An 18,346-nucleotide genomic window follows, 5' to 3' on the forward strand; every position below is an offset into this window, starting at 1 on the left:
TCTTTGGCCGGCTCAAGGAGGCGCGGGGCTTTGCCACCCGCTACGAGAAAACGGCCACCTGCTTCTTAGCCAGTGCTCACCTGCTCGCCGCCCTCGATTGGCTCCGATGACTGTCCACACACTCTAACACATTCTCTCACATTCCCCCGTATTCAGACACATTCCTCTCCACATTCTCCACATTAGAAAATGAAGCTATACCTGATCGGCATGCCGGGCGCGGGCAAAACCACCCTGGGCCGGGCCCTGGCCACGGCCTACGAGGTACCGTTTCTGGACCTGGACGAGGAAATTGTGCGGCGGGAGCAGCGCAGCGTTTCGGAGCTGTTTGCCCAGGAAGGCGAGGAGTACTTCCGCCAGCGCGAGGCTGATGTGCTGCGCGACGTGACGGCCCGCTACCCGGCCCTGGTGCTGGCTACCGGGGGCGGCACGCCCTGCTTCCACCACAACCTGGAGGTGCTGCTCGAAACCGGCCTCACGCTCTACCTGTCGGTGCCGGTGCCGGTGCTGCTGCAACGGCTGCTGCGCGCGGCCGCCACCCGCCCCCTGCTGGCCGCCCTCCCCGATGAGGCCGCGCTGGAAACCCGTCTGCAGGAAACCTTAGCCGCCCGTCAGCAGTTCTACGACCGCGCCCCGCTGCGCTGTACGGCCCCTACCTGTTCGCTGGAGGCCATCCGGCAGCTGCTGGCCCGTTACAACACCACGGCCTGAAACCGGGGTGCCCGTCAGCCATTTGCGCGGCGGTGTGTATTTTTGCGCTTTCATCATCCCTGTATTGGTATGAATACTACTTCCGAAGCTCCGGAAATTGCAGTGCGGGTAACGCCCGTTAAAACGCCCGATGCTATTAAGCCCAAGCACAAGGGTTCCGCCCGCCTGTTTGAGAATCCGGTGCTGGAGCGGCTCACCCACACCCACATTGCCGGCCCGCTCACCATTTTCTTTTCGGTAGCCGCCGTCAGCCTGTACTACAGCCTGAGCCGGGGCCTGCTGACGGGGCTATCGGCTTTCGGCCTGTTTCTGGGCGGTTGGTTGCTCTTCACGCTGGCCGAGTACCTGATGCACCGTTACGTCTACCACCTCGATACCAGCACTCCGGCCCGGGCCAAGTTCCAGTACACCATGCACGGCGTGCACCACGAGTTTCCCAAGGATAAGACCCGCCTGGCCATGCCGCCCATCCTGACGGTGTTTGTAGCCTCGCTGCTGTTCTTCATCTTCCACTTCACGTTCGGCAACGCGGGCTTCGGCATCCTGGCCGGCTTCGTGTTCGGCTATGCGCTCTACCTGTTCGTGCACTATGCTATTCACGTGTACGCCCCCCCGAAGAACTTCCTCAAGTTCTGGTGGCACCACCACGCCATGCACCACTACCGCCAGGATGAGGTGGCATTCGGCGTCAGCACCACGCTCTGGGACCACATCATTGGCACCATGCCCGACCGCAAAACCAAATAGCACAGGTTGTTTAAGCCTACTATGCAGAAGGGCCGCTCTATCAGGAGCGGCCCTTCTGCGTAATCCAAGAAGCTCTGACGATCTAACCGCGCATCTTTCGCACAATGAACCACAGCAGCAGCACAACCAGAAAAATACCGATGATGCCCGTCCAAGCCCCGGCTTTGAAGATGGTACCGATGGCGTCGCAGCTGCTGAGCGAGAAAGTCAGCAGCACCAGCAGGGCCGCCATAAGAGGAAAACGGAGAATATTCATGGCAGGCAGGGGAGAGTAAACGGCCAGCGCCCGACTATTCGGGCTTGGCTGGGTTTACTGCCTGCGCCGGCAAAAGGTTGATTCCACAAACCGAAAAACGAACGAGGGCCGCCTATCCATTGGATAAGCGGCCCTCACTCGTGGCGCTCCCTCCTGGGCTCGAACCAGGGACCCTCTGATTAACAGTCAGATGCTCTAACCGGCTGAGCTAAGGAAGCGGTTATGGCGGCGTTTTTTGCCGTTGCTGGTGCAATATTAGAACAAAGTTCCGGAAGCTGCAACTCTGTCTTTCAAAAAAACTGATACTTATTTTTTAGTTCGTGATTGTCAGGTTATTGCCGGAGAGGGCGGTGTTGTAGCGGCGGAGCGGGAGGGAGGCCGGACCGCCCTGAGGCTGCCCCGTGAAGCTGAACTGTGACTGGCAGCAGGGGTCATAGAGCTGCACAAAGGGGTTGATGAAGATCCGGGCGCAGGTATCCTGGGGCTGGTAAGGACAGTTGCGCTCGAAGGCCAGGTAAGTACTGGCGTTCTGGCGCACGACAATCAGCCCCCGCACCCCGCCCTTGTGGTAGACGGCTCCGTTATCGAAGCGCAGGTTGGCGTTCTGCTGGTCAGTGAGCACGAGCAGCTCGTTCACGGCGGCCAGCGGAATCTGGGGCTGCACGTTGCTGCCGGTGGAGTTGCAGGCCGAGAAGGCCAGTAGCAGGCCCGCAAGCAGGGCTGCGGCCACTGTTGCGCGACGGAGCAGGTGAGAAACGGACATCGGAAAGAAATCAGAGTGGGCCAGGTAGGCTGACACAACGCGTGTACGGCCCCGAATAGTGCGCCTAGCCCGCTTTACTCCGCGGCGGGGTACTCGTAGAAGCCCCGGCCCGACTTGCGGCCGTGGTGGCCGGCATCCACCTTCTGCTGCTGCAAACGGCTGGGACGGAACTTGGCGTCGTAGTGAAACGCTTCGTACATGGCTGAGGTAACCAGGAAGTTGCTGTCGACCCCGATCAGGTCCATGAGGCGGAAGGGACCCATGCGGAAACCGGCCGATTCCAGCAGCTCGTCAATCACTTCCACCGGGGCCACCTGCTCCTCGGCCACTTTCAGGCCCTCCACGTAGTAGTGGCGCGCCACCCTGTTCACGATAAAGCCCGGGGCGTCGGCGGCGCGCACGGGACGCTTGCCGAGCTGCTCCGCCAGGGCGTACACGGCATCGGCCACGGCAGGCGCAGTGGCTACCCCGCTGATGACCTCCACCAGCTTCATGATGGGGGCCGGGTTGAAGAAGTGCATCCCCACCACCCGCTCGGGGTGCGGAATGCCCGCCGCCAGCCGCGTAATGGGCAACGACGACGTGTTGGAGGCGAAGATGCTGGTGACCGGGTTCTGCCGGGCCAAGTCCTGGAACAGCCGCTGCTTCACATCGAGGCGCTCCACCACGGCTTCCACAATCAGGTCGGCCTGCACCTGGGCCAGGTCGGCCGTGAGCGTGAGGCGGACCAGGGCGGCTTCGTGGTCGGCGGGCGTCAGCTTCTGCTTCTCCACCAGCTTGCTCAGGCCGGCTGCAATGGCCTGTCGGGCCCGGGGCAGCATGTCGGCGTTGATGTCGAAGAGAATGGTGGGCAGGCCGTGCTGCACGCACACCTGAGCAATGCCCAGCCCCATGGTGCCCGCGCCCACAATGGCCACGGTATTGATGGAGGATTGAGACGCGGGTTGGGAAGCGGACGAGGTGGGAAGGGAAGCAGACATAAAAATCGGGCGGGGATGAATCGGCAGGCAAGGGCGGCAGCGGGGCGGACGGCCCGGCTACCGCGGGGCCAAAAATCCTCCGCCCGCTTTTACTGCACGCCTTCGAACTGGCGCAGGAAGCGCTGGTCGTTTTCGGTGAACAGGCGCAGGTCCTTGATCTGGTACTTGAGCATGGTGATGCGCTCAATACCCATGCCCCAGGCGTAGCCCGAGTAGCGCTCCGGGTCGATGCCCGACTGTTCCAGCACCGCGGGGTCCACCATGCCGCTGCCGCCGATTTCAACCCAGCCGGTGCCCTTGCAGATGTTGCAGCCCTTGCCTTTGCAGATCAGGCAGGTGATGTCGATTTCGGCCGACGGCTCGGTGAAGGGGAAAAAGGAGGGGCGGAAGCGCACCTGCACGTCGGCGCCGAACAGCTCCTGCACAAAGTAGTACACCGTCTGCTTGAGGTCGGCGAAGCTCACGTTTTCGTCAATGAACAGGGCCTCCACCTGGTGGAACATCATGTGGGCCCGGGCCGAAATAGCCTCGTTGCGGTACACCCGGCCGGGCATGATGCTGCGGATGGGCGGCTGCTGCGACTTCATCACCCGTACCTGCACCGGGCTGGTGTGGGTGCGGAGTAGATAGTTGGGGGCTTGGGGACTTGGGGACTTGGCCTCGTTCGGGGTGCTAGCAGATGACGGTTCGGCGGGCGAAGAGCCAGAATCCAGGTTCCCAAGACCCTCAGACCCCAAGACCCCCCGAATGAAGAACGTGTCCTGCATGTCGCGGGCGGGGTGGTTTTCGGGGAAGTTGAGGGCGGTGAAGTTGTGCCAGTCGTCCTCAATTTCGGGTCCCTCGGCCACGTTGAAGCCGATGCGGGCCAGAATGCGCACAATTTCCTCGCGCACCAGGCTCAGCGGGTGGCGGGTGCCCAGGGCCTGGGGCACGCCGGGCAGGGTGTAGTCGAAGGTGGGGTCGGCGGGGGCGTTGGCAGACGCGGCTTCCAGCGCCTGCTGGCGCTCCTCGAAGCGGGCCACGGCCAGTTGTTTGAGCTGGTTGAGCTCCTGGCCCACGGCCCGGCGGTCCTGCTGGGGCACGGTTTTGAGCTGGTCGAACAAGTCGGCCAACTGGCCCTTGCGGCCGGTGTAGGCAATGCGGAACTGGTCGAGCTGTTCCGCCGTGGTCAGGTCGTAGGCTTCAATTTCCGACCGTACCCGGGCAATGGTTTCCTGCATCATCCTACAAAGGTAGGCTGATTGCGGATTGTTGCGGATGGATTGTCTGAGCTGAAAATTATGAATCTGAATATCAGGTGTATAGGATGATAAGGCGCGTTCCTGCGGAAGCCCGTTGAGAAAGTTGGTACGGTTGCTGCAAAGTCAGCCAGCAGCACAGGCCAGCAGAAACCGGACGTGGGGCGCCACCCGCCGGATGGCCGCTGCCCCGGTCCCGACAGGCGGCCGGCGGCTTCCTTCCACTCCTCGATACTTCTTCTGATGAAACGGTTGTTCTTTGTTGCCGCCCTGGCGGCGGCCCTCTTCAGTGCGCCCCAGGCTCAGGCCCAGACCAAGAAAAAAACAACGCCCACGTCGCCTGCCAATACCAGCGTGGCCCCCGCCACCCGCCCCGCCGATGACGACTGGGGCTGGAGCTCCGGTTGGGGCGACTCCCGCGCCGAGCGGCCCGCTCCCGCTTCGGTGGGCCGGAACACGGCTGATACGCTGGCGGCCGCCCCTGCCCCTGTCACCGACCCGATGATGCAGTCCTCGGGCGTGATGCTGGCTCCCGGCATGAACACGGCCCCCTACCGCGGCACCAGCACCGACTACCACGGCCGCCCAGTGGCCAAGGGCAAATCGTTCCGGCCCCGCTCCGTGCGGGTTGCCCAGACCGACCCGATGATGCAGTCTTCGGGCGTGATGCTGGCCCCCGGCATGAACACGGCCCCGCACCGGGCCGCCAGCACCGACTATAACGGCCGCCCCCTGCGCCAGCCCGCCCCGGCCGTGGCCGCCAACCCCGTTACGGATGACTCGGCCGTAGCAGCTGGCTGGTAAACGCTGGTCTTCCGTTTTTCTGCATCCCGCCCGCATGGCGCAGTTGTCACCGGGACAGGCCGTTTGGGGAGTACACTGGGGCATGGCTGTCAGCGGGCGGTGAAATATGCAGCTTCCTGTCGGCTGTGGGGTTCTTGCCAAAGGCGGGAAGGCGGAGTTGAAAGGGATGATTTGCGAAAAAGCGGAACGTTAGACGGTGGATATCTGTTAGGCAAGGATCAGATAATCTGCGTATTATTCGTAAATAAAATCTGTGGGGAACTTCCTGACGTATCTCGCGTTCTGCCGAAATGTGGGGCGGGTATTTCGGGCCCGCACGGGGCACCGTACCTTCGCGGCAACAATCTGTTTAGCATCTTCTTTATGACTCGTCAAATTCTTCCTTTGCTGCTCATTGGCGGCCTGTTGGTAGCCGCTCCCGCCGTGGCCCAAAAGAAAAAATCAGCGGACGACGGCTGGGGATCTTCCGACGGCTGGGGGGCTCCGGCACCTAAAAAAGCAGCTTCCACGAAAGCTCCTGCAACAAAAGCCGCCGCGCCTAAAGCGGCTGCACCGGTTGCCGAGCCTGCTGCTACTCCTGCTACAGCCACGGCTCCTGCTTCGGCCGGAGGGGAGTGGGGAGGAGCAGCCGGTGGCAGCGCTTCGGCTGCCCCAGCCCCCGAAAGCCAGCCCATCGGGGCCAGCCTGGCTCCGGGTTTTACCGCCGCGCCTTCGCGTCGGGTGACCACGGACTACCGCGGCCGGCCCTTGGCGCCTTATGTGCGGCGCTCGGTACGCTCCGTTGACATTGCTCCCCCGGCCCCGGCTCCGCTGCCTGTCATGGCTCCGGAACCAGAGCCGGAACCCGTAATTGCCGTAGCAGCCCCGGCACCCGCTCCCGCTGCGCCTAAAGCGGCAGCTACCAAAACTGCAGCAGCTTCGGCCGGCTCCAAAAGCGCCACGGCTACCAAAAAAGCAGCTGCGCCCGCGAAAAAGCCGGTTAAAAAGGCCGATGATGGCTGGGGCAGCGGTGGCAGCGGCTGGTAGTAGCTCCACTCGCGCTTCCGATATAACCACAACAGAAAGCCCGTCCGGCAATACCGGACGGGCTTTCTGTTGTGGTTGCTGCCGTGAGAAGTATTGCGATAGTACTTCTGATGGCGTATGTCTCCGTACTCAACAACCAGGCTTTATTCCTACACTTCCACCAGCACCGGCTCGGCGACGGGCTGGGCGCGGTAGTACAGGGTGCTGCAATTCTCGGGGCGCAGCACTTCCCGGGCGGCTTCCAGCACCTGGGCGGCGGTTACGGCCTGTACCCGGGCGCTTTCCTGATTGACGAGGTTGGCGTCGCCGAGGAGCTTGCTGAAAGCCAGGTTCATGGCCCGGTTCAGGAGCTCGATTTCCCCGAACACGATGCTCACTTCGGCCTGGTTCTTCACCTTGTCCAGCTCCGCGGCGGGCACTTCGGTGGTCAGCATTTCGGCCACTACGGCTTCCAGGGCGGCGTCGGCCTGCTCCAGCGTAATGCCCGCGTTCAGCTTGCCGCTGATGACGAGCAGACCCGGCTCCAAAGAGCCCATCACGGAGGCCGAGAGCGAGTTGAACAGCGCCTGCTCCTTTACCAGCCGCTGGTAGAGGCGCGACGACTTGCCCCGGCCCAGCACGTCGGAGAGCAAATCGGCGGGATAATAGCCTTCCTCGCCCCGGCCGGGCATGTGGTACACCTTGTAGAGCGCCGACAGGGGCACTTCGGCCTGCACTTCCAGGAAGCGGGCCGTCGTCTGGCGGGGCTCCCGGGGCAGCTGCCGCTCGTAGCGGGTGCCGCCGGGAATGGGCCCGAACCACTTCTCGGCCAAACGCCGGGCCTCGGCCAGGGTCACGTCACCGGCCACGACCAGGATGGCGTTGGCGGGGGCGTAGTGCTTGGCGAAAAAGTCGCGCACCTGCTGCATGGTGGCGTCCTCAATGTGGGCCACTTCCTTGCCGATGGTGGCCCACTGGTAGGGGTGGTGCTGGTAGGCGAGGGGGCGCAGCTTCAGCCAGACGTCGCCGTAGGGCTGGTTGAGGTAGTTCTGCTTGAACTCCTCCACCACCACTTTGCGCTGCACATCAAGGCCGTTTTCGGAGAAGGCCAGGTTCAGCATCCGATCCGATTCGAGCCAGAAGCCGGTTTCGAGGTTGGCGGCGGGCAGGGTGAGGTAGTAGTTGGTGATGTCGGGGGAGGTGAAGGCGTTGTTCTCGCCGCCCACCAGCTGCAGGGGCTCGTCGTAGCTGGGGATGTTGACGGAGCCCGAGAACATCAGGTGCTCGAACAGGTGGGCAAAACCGGTCTGGTCGGGCGCTTCGTCGCGGGAGCCCACATTGTAGAGCACGTTCAGCACCGCCATGGGCGTGCTGTGGTCTTCGTGCACAATGCAGCGCAGGCCGTTGTCGAGGGTAAATTCTTCGAACTGAATCATAGGGGGCAGGTGGGCAGGTAGTAAAGCGGCCGGGCCGCAAGGTAAACAACGGCCCACTCGAAACAGAAGTTTCCGGCGGCCGGTGCTACAACGTGGCCCGCACGCCCAACAGGATGGTGCGGGCAGTGGGGTAGGCCCCGGCATCGAGACCGGCCTGCTGGTTGTCGGAGCCGGCGGAGCTGACGTTGGGGTCGTAGCCCCGGTACTTGGTGAGCACCACCAGATTCTGCCCGCCCACCCACAGGCGTACGGTGCGGGCCTCTTTCTCCCACACTTCGTAGCTGAGCGTGAGGGCCGAGAGCCGCACGTGGTTGCCCGATTGCAGGGTGGTGAGGCTGAAAAACGGTACTTCGGTGCCGGCTGCCGGCACCGAGGTACCCGTGTTGGCGGGCGTCCAGCGGTCCAGTACCCGGCGCGAGGCGTTGGTAAGGCCACTGGGAGTATCCAGAAACGGCAGGGTGGTGTTGTGCATCTGGTAACCAAACATGCCATAGGCCTGCAGTTGCGCCTCAAACCGGCCCAGCGTGAGCTGCTGACTGAAGCTGAGCAACTGCCGGGGCAACCCGCTGCCCAGCGGCTGCTGGTCGTAGAAGTCGCGCTGGCCGTCGCCGTTCAGGTCCTCGTAGCGCAGGTCGCCGGCGGCATCGAGGCCCTGCACGCGGTAGCCGTAAAACGTGCTCAATGGCTGGCCGTCGAGGGTGCGCTGGGTGGGAAAGTAGTAGGCGCCGGCCGCGTTGCTCTCGAAGCGGTTGCGGTTGGCGGCCGCCGCCAGCCGGCTCGTGCCCTGCACCGGCCCGGCCTGCCAGCTGCCCTCCACCGTCAGTTCCAGGCCGGTATTGCGCAGAATGGGGCCGTCGGAGGCGCCGGTTGGCACCGGAAGGCCCAGCAGCGAGCCGGCCGCGTCGGTGCGCCGGGCGTAGACCTGGGCCGTTACCGTCAGGCGGTTGTGGAGCAGGCCGGCTTCTATGCCCGCATCCAGCTGCTGACTTGGCTCGGACAGAAAAAAGGGCACCCGCTGCGTCAGGTTCCCGCCGCTGGGTATCGTAATCAGAAAGTAGTTCCGCCCGATGTTGCCCGCCCCCGACGTGCGGCCCCAGCCCACCCACACATCCAGCTTGCCGGGCGCGGCGGTCCAGAAGTTCTCCTGGGCCGCGTGCCAGCGCACCTGCGCCCCCGGCAGCCAACTCCAGCGGTTATCCGGGGCGAAGGTGCTGGAAGCGTCAGCGCGCAGCGTGCCCAGCACCTGGTAGCGCTCCGCGAAGGTGTAGCCGCCCGTGAGCTGGTAGAAATTGGTCCCGGCCCCTGCCATACTGCTGCTGCTGCTGCCGCTGCCGCCGGGCAGGTTAGCAGGCGGGGTGAAGGGAGTGCCGGGCGTGTAGGTGCGTTGCTCGGTGGTGGTCTGCCGGTCCTGGCGCAAGGCTTCCAGGCTGGCCGTTACCGCGTGCTGCGCTCCGCCGAAGCTGCGGGCGTAGCGCAGGGCCGGGTTCAGGGTGAGCTGGCGGTAGGTGAAGGTCAGGTCGCCGCTCTGGCCGCCCGGACTGGAGCCGAATGACAGGAGGTAGGAGCGGCTGCGCAACGTGGCCCGCTCCAGGTTGCCCAGCAGGTGCAGCGTGAGCCCGGGCGCTACCTCGTAGTGGGCGCCCAGCTGGGCCAGCAGCCGCCGCTGCTCCGGGGCCTGGTAATTCTGCCGGGCCAGGGCCAGGGGGTTTACGTAGTAGCCGGGGTTCGGGGTATCCGTTGGCGACTTGGTGGGTGGAGCAAGCACGGCATTCGACAGCGCGTAGTAGGCGGGCACCCGCTGCTCGGTCTGGGTGAAGCTGCCGGTGGCCTCCAGGCGCAGGTGCTCACCGATTTGCTGGTTGAGAGCTGTGCGCACGGCGTAGCGGCGCAGCCGCGAGTTCAGCACCACGCCCTCCTGATTCAGGTAGTCGGCCGCCGCATAATACCGGGTGGTAGCCGTGCCGCCCGAGAGGCCCAGGTGGTGCTCCTGCACGGCGGCCGTGCGCAGCAGCTCGTCCTGCCAGTCGGTGCCCCGGTCCAGGGTTTCCAGCTCGGCGGGCGTAAACTCCGGAGCGCGGCCGAAGCGCAGGTTCATCTCGTTGCGGAGGGTGGCGTATTCTTGGGCGTCGAGCAGGTCGTAGCGGTAGCGGGTCTGCTGCACGCCCCCGTAGCCGGCGTAGCGCAGGCGCGGCTTGCCGGCTGTGCCCCGCTTGGTGGTAATGCGGATGACGCCGTTGAGACCCTGGGAGCCGTAGAGGGCGGTTTCATAGCCGCCTTTCAGAATTTCCACCTGCGCAATATCCTCATTAGGAATGCTCAGCAGCGGGTTGCTGTCCAGCTCCACGATTTCGGCTGGTACGACGCCAATGATGGTATTGCTGGTTCCCGGCCGGAACGTGTGCTGAAAGACCGGCACTCCATCCACCACGTACAGGGGCTGCGCGTTGCCCGAGAGGCTGGCCGCCCCCCGAATCCGCACGGCCACCTGCGCCCCCGGGGCCCCGGAGTAGGGCGTAGCCTGCACCCCGGCTACCTGGCGGAGCTGTTCCTGGAGGGGGAGGAGTGGGAGAGGATGATTAGTCCATGCAATATGTGCTGATGGACAATACGTTCTGACTACCACGACAGAATCCTGCACAGTTATATCGGGCAATCGAACGGTATCCGGCTGTTGGGCCTGGGCGGCCAGTGGGAGCGAGAAGAGGAATCCGAGGGGTAGGAATCGAGCCATATGAGAGGATAAGACCGGGAATAGGGCCCCGAAGATAGATGCTGCCGGCCGGCGGATTCCACAAAGTGCGGCCGATAATTCCGCTTCCGGCCCAAACCCGTACTTTTGGCCCCACCCACCCGCTACCTGCCTTTCCGCTATGCACTTCGACCGCAAGGACCACTCCAACGAAACCCTGCTCCACCTCTACCGCCACCTGCTCAAGCCCCGGCTGATTGAGGAGAAAATGCTTATTCTGCTCCGCCAGGGCAAAGTCAGCAAGTGGTTTTCGGGCATCGGCCAGGAGGCCATTTCGGTGGGCAGCACCCTGGCCCTGGACCCCGACGAGTACATTCTGCCCCTGCACCGCAACCTGGGCGTGTTCACAGGCCGCAACGTACCCCTCGACCGCCTCTTTGCCCAGTGGCAGGGCAAGGCCACCGGCTTCACCAAGGGCCGCGACCGGAGCTTCCATTTCGGCACCAACGAGTACCACATCGTGGGCATGATTTCCCACCTCGGCCCCCAGCTGGCCGTGGCCGGCGGCATTGCCCTGGCCGATGTGCTCGATGAGAAGCCCAAAGTAACCGTCACCTACAGCGGCGACGGCGGCGCTTCGGAGGGCGACTTCCACGAGGCCCTGAACGTGGCCGCCGTGTGGCAGCTGCCGGTCATCTTCATCATCGAAAACAACGGCTACGGCCTGAGCACGCCCAGCAACGAGCAGTTCCGCTTCCGCTACTTCGTAGATAAAGGCCCCGCCTACGGCATGGAAGCCGTGCAGGTAGACGGCAACAACGTGCTGGAAGTGTACGACACGGTGAAGCGCCTGGCCGAGGACCTGCGCCAGAACCCGCGCCCCGTGCTGCTGGAGGCCCTCACCTTCCGGATGCGCGGCCACGAGGAGGCCAGCGGCACCAAGTACGTGCCCCAGGAGCTGTTCACGGAGTGGGCCCAGAAGGACCCCGTGGAGAACTACGAAAAGTGGCTGCTCGAGGAAGGCATCCTCGACGAGGAAGCCCGCATGCGCTACCGCGAAACCATCAAGCGCGAAATTGAGGAAGGCCTGCGCATTGCCGACGCCCAGCCCCTGCCCACCCCCACCCTGGAGCAGGAAATCGGGGATATGTACGCGCCGATTAGCGAGTTGTCAGTTGCTGGTTCTCAGTTGTCAGAAAAGGGAAACGACCAGTTGATTGATGAGCAGCCACTACCAACTGACAACTACCAACCGACAACTGAATCAATCACTGACAAGCGCTACGTCGATGCTATTTCCGACGGGCTGCGCCAGAGCATGGAGCGGTTTCCGGAGCTGGTGCTCATGGGCCAGGACATTGCCGAGTACGGCGGCGTGTTCAAGATTACCGACGGCTTCGTGGCCCGGTTCGGCAAGGGCCGGGTGCGCAACACGCCCCTGTGCGAGTCGGCCATTGTGGGCGCGGGCCTGGGCCTGAGCATCAAGGGCAAGAAGGCCATGGTGGAAATGCAGTTCGCCGATTTCGTGACCTGCGGCTTCAACCAGATCATCAACAACCTGGCAAAAAGCCACTACCGCTGGGGCCAGAATGCCGACGTGGTGGTGCGCATGCCCACCGGCGCCGGCACCGCCGCCGGCCCCTTCCACTCCCAGAGCAACGAAGCCTGGTTTACCCACACGCCGGGCCTGAAAGTGGTGTACCCCAGCAACCCCGTGGATGCCAAGGGCCTGCTCTGCGCCGCCATCGAGGACCCCAACCCGGTCATGTTCTTCGAGCACAAGCTGCTCTACCGCAGCATCTCGCAGCCCGTGCCCGATGCTTACTACACCACGCCCATCGGCCAGGCGGCGCTGGTGCGGGAGGGCGAGGAAATGAGCATCATCACCTACGGGGCCGGCGTGCACTGGGCCCTGGCCCTGGCCGAGGAAATCGGGCTGTCGGCCGATATTCTGGACCTGCGCACCCTGCTGCCCTGGGATGAAGAAGCCGTGCGCCGGACGGTAGAGAAAACCGGCCGCGTGATTCTGCTCCACGAAGACACGCTCACGGGCGGCCTGGCCGGCGAAATCGGGGCCTGGATTGCCGAGCACTGCTTCCGCAGCCTCGATGCGCCCATCATGCGCGTGGCGTCCCTCGATACGGCCGTGCCCTTCGCGCCTTCCCTCGAAAAGCAGTTTCTGCCCCAGCAGCGCCTGCGCGAAGCCGTGCTGAAAATGCGCAGCTACTAATACCCGGGAGCATGGGGCAGGGTGGGGCCCCATAACGCCAGAGGTAGCCGAATTACGTACCTTACGAAGTCAGATAAGCCGTTGAGTAGTAATAAAATGAAGTTTTCAGCCTTTTGGGGACGGCGGTTGGGTTTGCTGAGCTTGGCGGCGGGGTTGCTGCTGACGGCCCCCGCCTGTCACCGCTACCGTTTGCCCAGCCCCAAGGGCCCGCCCCAGGCCAAAGTCAAGAAAGCGAAGAAGCCCACCAACGAATCGGCCGACGGCCGGGCCCTGGACGTGGAAAAGGAAGCGGTGAAGGCCCAAAAGAACAGCTACGACAAGAAGGGCCTGCTCAAGAAACCCAAGCTGGAGCGCCGCCGGCTCAAGCGCAAGGTGGGCCCGCGCAGGTTCCTGGGCATCCCGTTGCCTTTTCAGAAGTTAGCTTCGTAAACGAATAGGGCCGCCGGCCACCGGCCGGTTAAACGTCCCTGTTGTTTGCCGGTTTTACTTCTGAAAAGGCTTTGTTAGTCACCGCTTTTACGTTCTGAACACATGCGCTACGCCCTGATTGTAACCCTGTTATTAGCCCTGACCAGCACACAGGCCTGGGCCCAGCTCGAGTCCAGCAGTCCGGCCCAGCAGCGCGCGGCCAACCGCAAAGCCCTGCGCGACGCCCGCAGGTTCGACGCCAAGTACAAGGAGTCGCACCTGACGGTAGATAAGGAGGAACTAAAAGATCAGGCGGCCGGCCGTCTGGCCGTGCACCCGCCCACCGCCGAGCGGGCCAGCTACCGGTTTGATCGGACCGGCGCGCCCCGCGTGAGCGAACCATCACGCCTCAATTTTCGTCTTCGCAAGAAGCGCGACGCCGCCGTGGCGCCGTAGTTTTCGAGTTTAATCCTTTCTTATGACTCCCTGGCAACCCCTCACCGACGCCGCTCAACTCACCGATATCGTCCGCGAATCCTACGAGCAGCCGGTTCTTATTTTCAAGCACAGCACCACTTGTTCCATCAGCGCCATGGCGAAGGGCAAGGTGGAGCGCCAGTGGGCCGATGCCGGCCTCGACGACGCCAAAATCTACTACCTCGACCTGCTGCGCTTCCGGCCCATCTCCCAGGAAATTGCCCAGAAATTCAGCATCCAGCACGAGTCGCCCCAGTTGTTGCTCATCCGCAACGGCGAGTGCAGCTACGACGCCTCGCACACGGGCATCAAGCTCAGCGACGTGAAAAGCGCCCTGAGCGCCTAGCTTGTCCGTACAACCAAAAACGGTCATCCTGCCAGCAGGATGACCGTTTTTGATTGTATGAGGGCCGAAGCGGGTTACGCGTCGTAGGTGAACTGAACCTGCTGCCGGATTTCCGGGTTCAGGCTCAGGGCCACCGGGCAGGTGCGGGCGGCGTTTTCGAGGATGGCGCGCTCCTTTTCCGAGAGCGTGGCCGGCAGGCGAAACGTGACGTCCAGCTGCCCGATGCGGCGCGGGTCGGCCAGCATGTGCTTGGTTACGTCCCAGCTTACGCCCGTCAGGTCCAGCTGGTGGCGTTCGGCCACGATGCCCATAATGGTCATCATGCACGAGCCCAGGGCGGCGCCTACCAGGTCGGTGGGCGAAAAAGCCTGGCCGCGGCCGTGGTTGTCCACGGGCGCATCGGTGAAAATAGTAGTACCCGAGGCCACGTGGGTAGCTTCGGTGCGTAGCTGGCCGGCGTAGCGGGCGGTGGCGGTGCTCATGGTAAGTTGATTTAGAACGACGGTATGCGGGTAAATTTACGTACTTTCGAAAGGGTGGCCGGTAGTCGGTGCCTGCGTCAGCGTTTTTCAGTTCGCCCGTTTATCTTCTTGCAACCTGTGCGTACACCGCTTGTTTTTGGCAGCAGCCTCGTGCTGGCATTGTTGGGCGCGGCCCCGCTGGCCCAGGCCCAGCAAACTCCGGCCTCCAGCAATGACGCGCCTTCCTACCGGAAAGAGTTTACTTACGGCCTCAACTTTAATACCCGCGGCGGCCTGATCGGGGGCATTTCCGTTCGGTCTACCCGGGTGCTGAACCAGGACTGGGCCCGCTTCTGGAGCATTGAAGGAGTGGAGGTAAAGCATCCCAAGGAACAAAAGATTGGTACCAATTACGGGGGCTCCATTATCTACCACAAGAGCAACTACCTGTACGTTATCCGGCCCTCGGTGGGCCTGCAGCGCGTGATTTTTCGCAAAGCCCCCGACTCCGGCGTGCAGGTGAACGGGCTGTTCGGGGCCGGCCCGTCGATTGGGTTGCTGATGCCCTATTACATCAGCTACAACTATTCCGACCCCAACCGTCCGCCTGGGTCTTCCCTGACCGATGTGCGCAACGAGCAGTACGATCCGGTGGTGCACCGGGACGAAATACGCATTGTTGACCGGGCGCCGCTGTTTTCGGGTATCGGGGGCACCAAGCCTCAGCTGGGCGCCCACGTCCGGGGGGCGCTTAGCTTCGAGTACGGGCGCTACCGGGATGCCGTGGCCGGCGTGGAAGTAGGTGCCGTAGTGGAAGCCTACACGAAAGCGCCGGCTATTATCCGGGTAGAAAACGCGTCCGACGAGTCGCTCAACGACCGGTTTATGCCATCCGTGTACCTGACCATTTACCTGGGCAGCCGCAACTAATCGGATTTTGCCTCCACGCCACGGGTCCGGGCTCGGGGAAAATGCACATCCCGGGACCGGACCCGTGGCGTTGGGGCCGCATCTGAAAACTACTGGGGGGGCGGAATTGTCTTACCAATGGAATTTTCCGCCACTCATTCCTCTTACCTTTGCAACATGGATGAACTGTTGCTGACTTTGCCCATCATTCAGCCCGAAGCGGCTGCTCCTGCCAAACCCCGCAAGCCCGACTGGCTGCGGGTGAAGCTGCCGGTCGGGCCGGCCTATGCCAACGTCCGCCGCCTGGTGGATGAACACAAGCTCCACACCATCTGCGAAAGCGGCAACTGCCCCAACATGGGCGAGTGCTGGGGCGCGGGCACGGCCACGTTCATGATTCTGGGCAACGTGTGCACCCGTTCCTGCTCGTTCTGCGCCGTGGCCACCGGCCGCCCCACCGAGTACGACCTCGACGAGCCCCGTCGCGTAGCCGAAGCCATTCAGCTCATGGGCGTGAAGCACGCCGTGCTTACCAGCGTCAACCGCGACGAGCTCAAGGACCGCGGAGCCAGCGTCTGGTACGAAACCGTGGTGCAAACCAAGCAGCTCAGCCCCGCTACCACCATCGAAACCCTGATTCCGGACGTGAAGGCCAACTGGGCAGCCCTCGAAACCATGATTGCCGGCGGCCAGGAAGTGGTGTCGCACAACATGGAAACGGTGGGCAGCCTCTACCGCCTCGTGCGGCCCCAGGCCAAGTACGACCGCAGCCTGGAGCAGATCCGGCGCACCAAGGAGGCTGGCAAGCGCACCAAGTCGGGCATTATGCTGGGCCTGGGCGAAAAGCCGGACGAGATGTACCAGGCCATGGACGACCTCGTGGCCAACGGCCTCGACATCCTGACCCTGGGCCAGTACCTGCAGCCCACCAAGCGCCACATTGAAGTAGCCGAGTTCATTCACCCCGACCTGTTCGCCCACTACCGGGAGGAAGGATTGCGCCGGGGCCTGAAATACGTGGAAAGCGGCCCGCTGGTGCGCTCCAGCTACCACGCCGAGCGCCACGTGAACGTACCGATTTAGGACCCGACTTGCTGTTCTGGCAAATTTATAAGCCCTGTTCTCCGCCCGAGAACGGGGCTTTTTGCTGGGTTTGCTCAACCCGGATTTGCATTTGACCGGATCAGGCAGTTAGCTTGATGCCGCATTGGCTGGCCTTCGCAGCGGCACCTCATCCAACTATTGGTATCATCTTATTTTTTGGCGTTACGTGAAAGAATTTTTCCTTTTTCGGGGTCGGTTACGCCGCCGGGCCTTTTGGGGGCGGGTCCTTGGCGTTTATAGCCTGGCGTTTGGATGGTATGCTGTAGTCTGTCAGCTGGCTGTACGGCAGGCGTTGCCGGAAGCAGGAGCGGTTCTGCTGATCAGCGCGGCAATAGTACTGGCCACAGTCATCGTGGTGATTCAGAGTATAAAACGCCTGCACGACCTGAACCTTTCGGGGTGGTGGGGGCTGTTGCTGCTGATGCCCTGGATAGGATACGGGCTTGGTATTGGTATGCAACTGGTAGAGGGAAGCTCCGGCCCCAACCGTTTTGGCCCCGATCCGAAAGGGCGAACTGCTTACGTACAACGTTCCAGCGCACAAAAAAGCAGCTCCGCTGAATAGCGAAGCTGCTTTTTTGTGCGCCGGAAAGCGGGCCGACTACCGCCGGACCTGGGGGCCGGCTGCCTGATCCTGGGGCGGGTAGTTGCCCAGAATGCTGGTGACGATGCGCTGGACCTCGGCCTCGGAAATCGTCTGGTTATCAACCTGGGCCTGGCCCTGCCCGCGCCAGGCCAGCTCCTTACGGCTGGCGTCCACGAAATCAAGAATGACCGTACCGGCCTTGTAGTCGGTGACGAATGCGCCCCCGCGGTTGTAGAGGCCACCGTAGCCATACCAGCCGAATGGGTAGCCGTAGGGACCATAGGCTCCGTTGGTGGCCCGTTGCTTGTCCTCCACGCGGGCGCTGTAGGCCACAAACACGTCGGGGTTGGCGTCCACGAGCTGCATGCCTTTCTGGGCCAGCTGCATTTCCACGGCCTTGCGGATGCGCTTATCCAGGAACGACTCGTAGCCCTGGGCCGGGCCGCCCTCCGTGTCGCGGGGCTGCTGCGGATACCAGGCCCAGGTGCGGTAGGCGCGGAAGTTGACGGAATGGTCGAAATCGGAAGTGACGCCCACCCGGGCGGTAGTGGCGCAACTGCTGGCCCCCAGCAGCAAGCTCAGCCCCAGCACTGAAAAAGCGAGTGGCCGAAGCAGAAAGCGGGAAATGCGGTTCATAAGGCTATGGTCAGGAGTGAAGAACCCCGAATCCGGACGTCAGAACGACGTCGTTCGGGTCAGGAGCAGAACAGCCGGCGGCGGCCCGTCGTTCCCGTGTAAAGCCCCGTGTACGGTATTCTTATTGGAATATTATAACTCGGAAAATTGCCTTTCGGCCAAAAATGTCTCTATCTTTTGACGAGTTAACTGTTCTCGTTCTGTGTTTATGAAAAAAATTGTACTCTGTCTGAGCAGCCTTGCGGTTTTGGTCTCCTGCGGTACCGCCAAGGAAGATGCTCGTTCCAAACGCACCTTTACTACCCCGGTCACTCACACTTCCGTAGTGGAGTGCATTCTCTACGATGGGATGACCAAGGACTCGAAACAACTCACCACCGTGGGCGCCGGCAACGAAGTGCAGGTGATGGATACGGTCAGCGCCTACTTCGTGAAAGTGCGCGTAACGGCCAACGGCGGTACCCAATCCGGCTACATGTACCGCACCTGCTTCGGCAAACGGTAGCTTTGCTAGCTGTTAGCTGTTAGCTGTTAGCTGTTAGCTGTTGGCGCCTCGGGCC

General features: G+C 62.8%; 20 protein-coding genes and 1 tRNA gene. 12 read left to right on the forward strand and 9 right to left on the reverse strand.

Features of this window, described 5'->3' with window-relative positions; all coding sequences use genetic code 11:
* The first annotated feature begins 189 nt into the window (after nt 1-189).
* On the forward strand, nt 190-711 hold the full coding sequence (locus tag KLP40_RS19875) for a shikimate kinase (protein WP_215595587.1): 522 nt from the start codon (nt 190-192) through the stop codon (nt 709-711).
* Nucleotides 712-780: 69 nt separating this feature from the next.
* Entirely contained in the window at nt 781-1,458 is a 678-nt protein-coding gene (locus tag KLP40_RS19880) for a sterol desaturase family protein (RefSeq protein WP_246559053.1), read from the forward strand.
* 82 nt (nt 1,459-1,540) lie between these two features.
* Here the strand turns inward: KLP40_RS19880 and KLP40_RS19885 are convergent, their stop codons facing one another.
* The 5 genes from KLP40_RS19885 to pheS all read right to left on the reverse strand — a co-directional run bounded on the left by KLP40_RS19885 (nt 1,541) and on the right by pheS (nt 4,677).
* Nucleotides 1,541-1,714, reverse strand: coding sequence for a hypothetical protein (locus tag KLP40_RS19885; RefSeq protein ID WP_215595588.1), 174 nt, complete (start codon nt 1,712-1,714; stop codon nt 1,541-1,543).
* Between the two features lie 141 nt (nt 1,715-1,855).
* Nucleotides 1,856-1,932, reverse strand: a tRNA-Asn gene (locus KLP40_RS19890).
* Between the two features lie 95 nt (nt 1,933-2,027).
* Entirely contained in the window at nt 2,028-2,477 is a 450-nt protein-coding gene (locus KLP40_RS19895) for a Rieske (2Fe-2S) protein (RefSeq protein ID WP_215595589.1), read from the reverse strand.
* 74 nt (nt 2,478-2,551) lie between these two features.
* Nucleotides 2,552-3,457: a 3-hydroxyacyl-CoA dehydrogenase NAD-binding domain-containing protein gene (locus tag KLP40_RS19900; protein ID WP_215595590.1), complete on the reverse strand. Its 906-nt coding sequence runs from the start codon at nt 3,455-3,457 to the stop codon at nt 2,552-2,554.
* Nucleotides 3,458-3,546: 89 nt separating this feature from the next.
* Nucleotides 3,547-4,677: a phenylalanine--tRNA ligase subunit alpha gene (gene pheS, locus KLP40_RS19905; protein WP_394370044.1), complete on the reverse strand. Its 1,131-nt coding sequence runs from the start codon at nt 4,675-4,677 to the stop codon at nt 3,547-3,549.
* A gap of 261 nt (nt 4,678-4,938) precedes the next feature.
* On the opposite strand from pheS, the gene KLP40_RS19910 reads away from it, so the two are divergent.
* Both KLP40_RS19910 and KLP40_RS19915 read left to right on the forward strand, forming a co-directional pair.
* Nucleotides 4,939-5,499: a hypothetical protein gene (locus KLP40_RS19910; RefSeq protein WP_215595592.1), complete on the forward strand. Its 561-nt coding sequence runs from the start codon at nt 4,939-4,941 to the stop codon at nt 5,497-5,499.
* A 363-nt stretch (nt 5,500-5,862) separates the two neighbouring features.
* Nucleotides 5,863-6,525: a hypothetical protein gene (locus KLP40_RS19915; protein WP_215595593.1), complete on the forward strand. Its 663-nt coding sequence runs from the start codon at nt 5,863-5,865 to the stop codon at nt 6,523-6,525.
* A gap of 149 nt (nt 6,526-6,674) precedes the next feature.
* Here KLP40_RS19915 and KLP40_RS19920 read toward each other — a convergent pair whose 3' ends face one another.
* A complete protein-coding gene (locus KLP40_RS19920; RefSeq protein WP_215595594.1) occupies nt 6,675-7,940 on the reverse strand; it encodes a M16 family metallopeptidase in 1,266 nt (421 codons plus the stop codon).
* Nucleotides 7,941-8,025: 85 nt separating this feature from the next.
* The gene (locus KLP40_RS19925; RefSeq protein ID WP_246559055.1) at nt 8,026-10,671 is read right to left on the reverse strand and encodes a SusC/RagA family TonB-linked outer membrane protein; all 2,646 of its coding nucleotides are present in this window, start codon (nt 10,669-10,671) and stop codon (nt 8,026-8,028) included.
* Nucleotides 10,672-10,810: 139 nt separating this feature from the next.
* On the opposite strand from KLP40_RS19925, the gene KLP40_RS19930 reads away from it, so the two are divergent.
* The 4 genes from KLP40_RS19930 (at nt 10,811) to ytxJ (ending at nt 14,090) form a co-directional block, all read left to right on the forward strand.
* Entirely contained in the window at nt 10,811-12,859 is a 2,049-nt protein-coding gene (locus tag KLP40_RS19930) for an alpha-ketoacid dehydrogenase subunit alpha/beta (protein ID WP_215595596.1), read from the forward strand.
* A 96-nt stretch (nt 12,860-12,955) separates the two neighbouring features.
* Complete coding sequence (locus KLP40_RS19935) at nt 12,956-13,288, forward strand: hypothetical protein (protein WP_215595597.1); 333 nt, start codon at nt 12,956-12,958, stop codon at nt 13,286-13,288.
* Between the two features lie 102 nt (nt 13,289-13,390).
* Nucleotides 13,391-13,723, forward strand: a complete 333-nt coding sequence (locus KLP40_RS19940; RefSeq protein WP_215595598.1) for a hypothetical protein — start codon at nt 13,391-13,393, stop codon at nt 13,721-13,723.
* A 22-nt stretch (nt 13,724-13,745) separates the two neighbouring features.
* Nucleotides 13,746-14,090, forward strand: coding sequence for a bacillithiol system redox-active protein YtxJ (gene ytxJ / locus KLP40_RS19945; RefSeq protein WP_215595599.1), 345 nt, complete (start codon nt 13,746-13,748; stop codon nt 14,088-14,090).
* A gap of 74 nt (nt 14,091-14,164) precedes the next feature.
* On the opposite strand, the gene KLP40_RS19950 is transcribed toward ytxJ, so the two are convergent.
* On the reverse strand, nt 14,165-14,572 hold the full coding sequence (locus tag KLP40_RS19950; protein WP_215595600.1) for an OsmC family protein: 408 nt from the start codon (nt 14,570-14,572) through the stop codon (nt 14,165-14,167).
* Between the two features lie 117 nt (nt 14,573-14,689).
* On the opposite strand from KLP40_RS19950, the gene KLP40_RS19955 reads away from it, so the two are divergent.
* The 3 genes from KLP40_RS19955 (at nt 14,690) to KLP40_RS19965 (ending at nt 17,129) form a co-directional block, all read left to right on the forward strand.
* Complete coding sequence (locus KLP40_RS19955; RefSeq protein WP_215595601.1) at nt 14,690-15,481, forward strand: hypothetical protein; 792 nt, start codon at nt 14,690-14,692, stop codon at nt 15,479-15,481.
* Nucleotides 15,482-15,649: 168 nt separating this feature from the next.
* The gene (gene lipA, locus KLP40_RS19960; protein WP_215595618.1) at nt 15,650-16,543 is read left to right on the forward strand and encodes a lipoyl synthase; all 894 of its coding nucleotides are present in this window, start codon (nt 15,650-15,652) and stop codon (nt 16,541-16,543) included.
* A gap of 187 nt (nt 16,544-16,730) precedes the next feature.
* Nucleotides 16,731-17,129, forward strand: coding sequence for a DUF805 domain-containing protein (locus KLP40_RS19965; protein WP_215595602.1), 399 nt, complete (start codon nt 16,731-16,733; stop codon nt 17,127-17,129).
* Between the two features lie 36 nt (nt 17,130-17,165).
* On the opposite strand, the gene KLP40_RS19970 is transcribed toward KLP40_RS19965, so the two are convergent.
* Nucleotides 17,166-17,786, reverse strand: coding sequence for a DUF4136 domain-containing protein (locus tag KLP40_RS19970; RefSeq protein ID WP_215595603.1), 621 nt, complete (start codon nt 17,784-17,786; stop codon nt 17,166-17,168).
* Between the two features lie 208 nt (nt 17,787-17,994).
* Between KLP40_RS19970 and KLP40_RS19975 the strand changes: the two genes are divergently transcribed.
* Nucleotides 17,995-18,291 carry a hypothetical protein gene (locus tag KLP40_RS19975; protein ID WP_215595604.1) on the forward strand — a complete coding sequence of 99 codons (297 nt, stop codon included), beginning with the start codon at nt 17,995-17,997 and terminating at the stop codon, nt 18,289-18,291.
* Nucleotides 18,292-18,346: the final 55 nt, after the last annotated feature.

Source organism: Hymenobacter piscis, assembly GCF_018760735.1.
Lineage (GTDB): Bacteria > Bacteroidota > Bacteroidia > Cytophagales > Hymenobacteraceae > Hymenobacter > Hymenobacter piscis.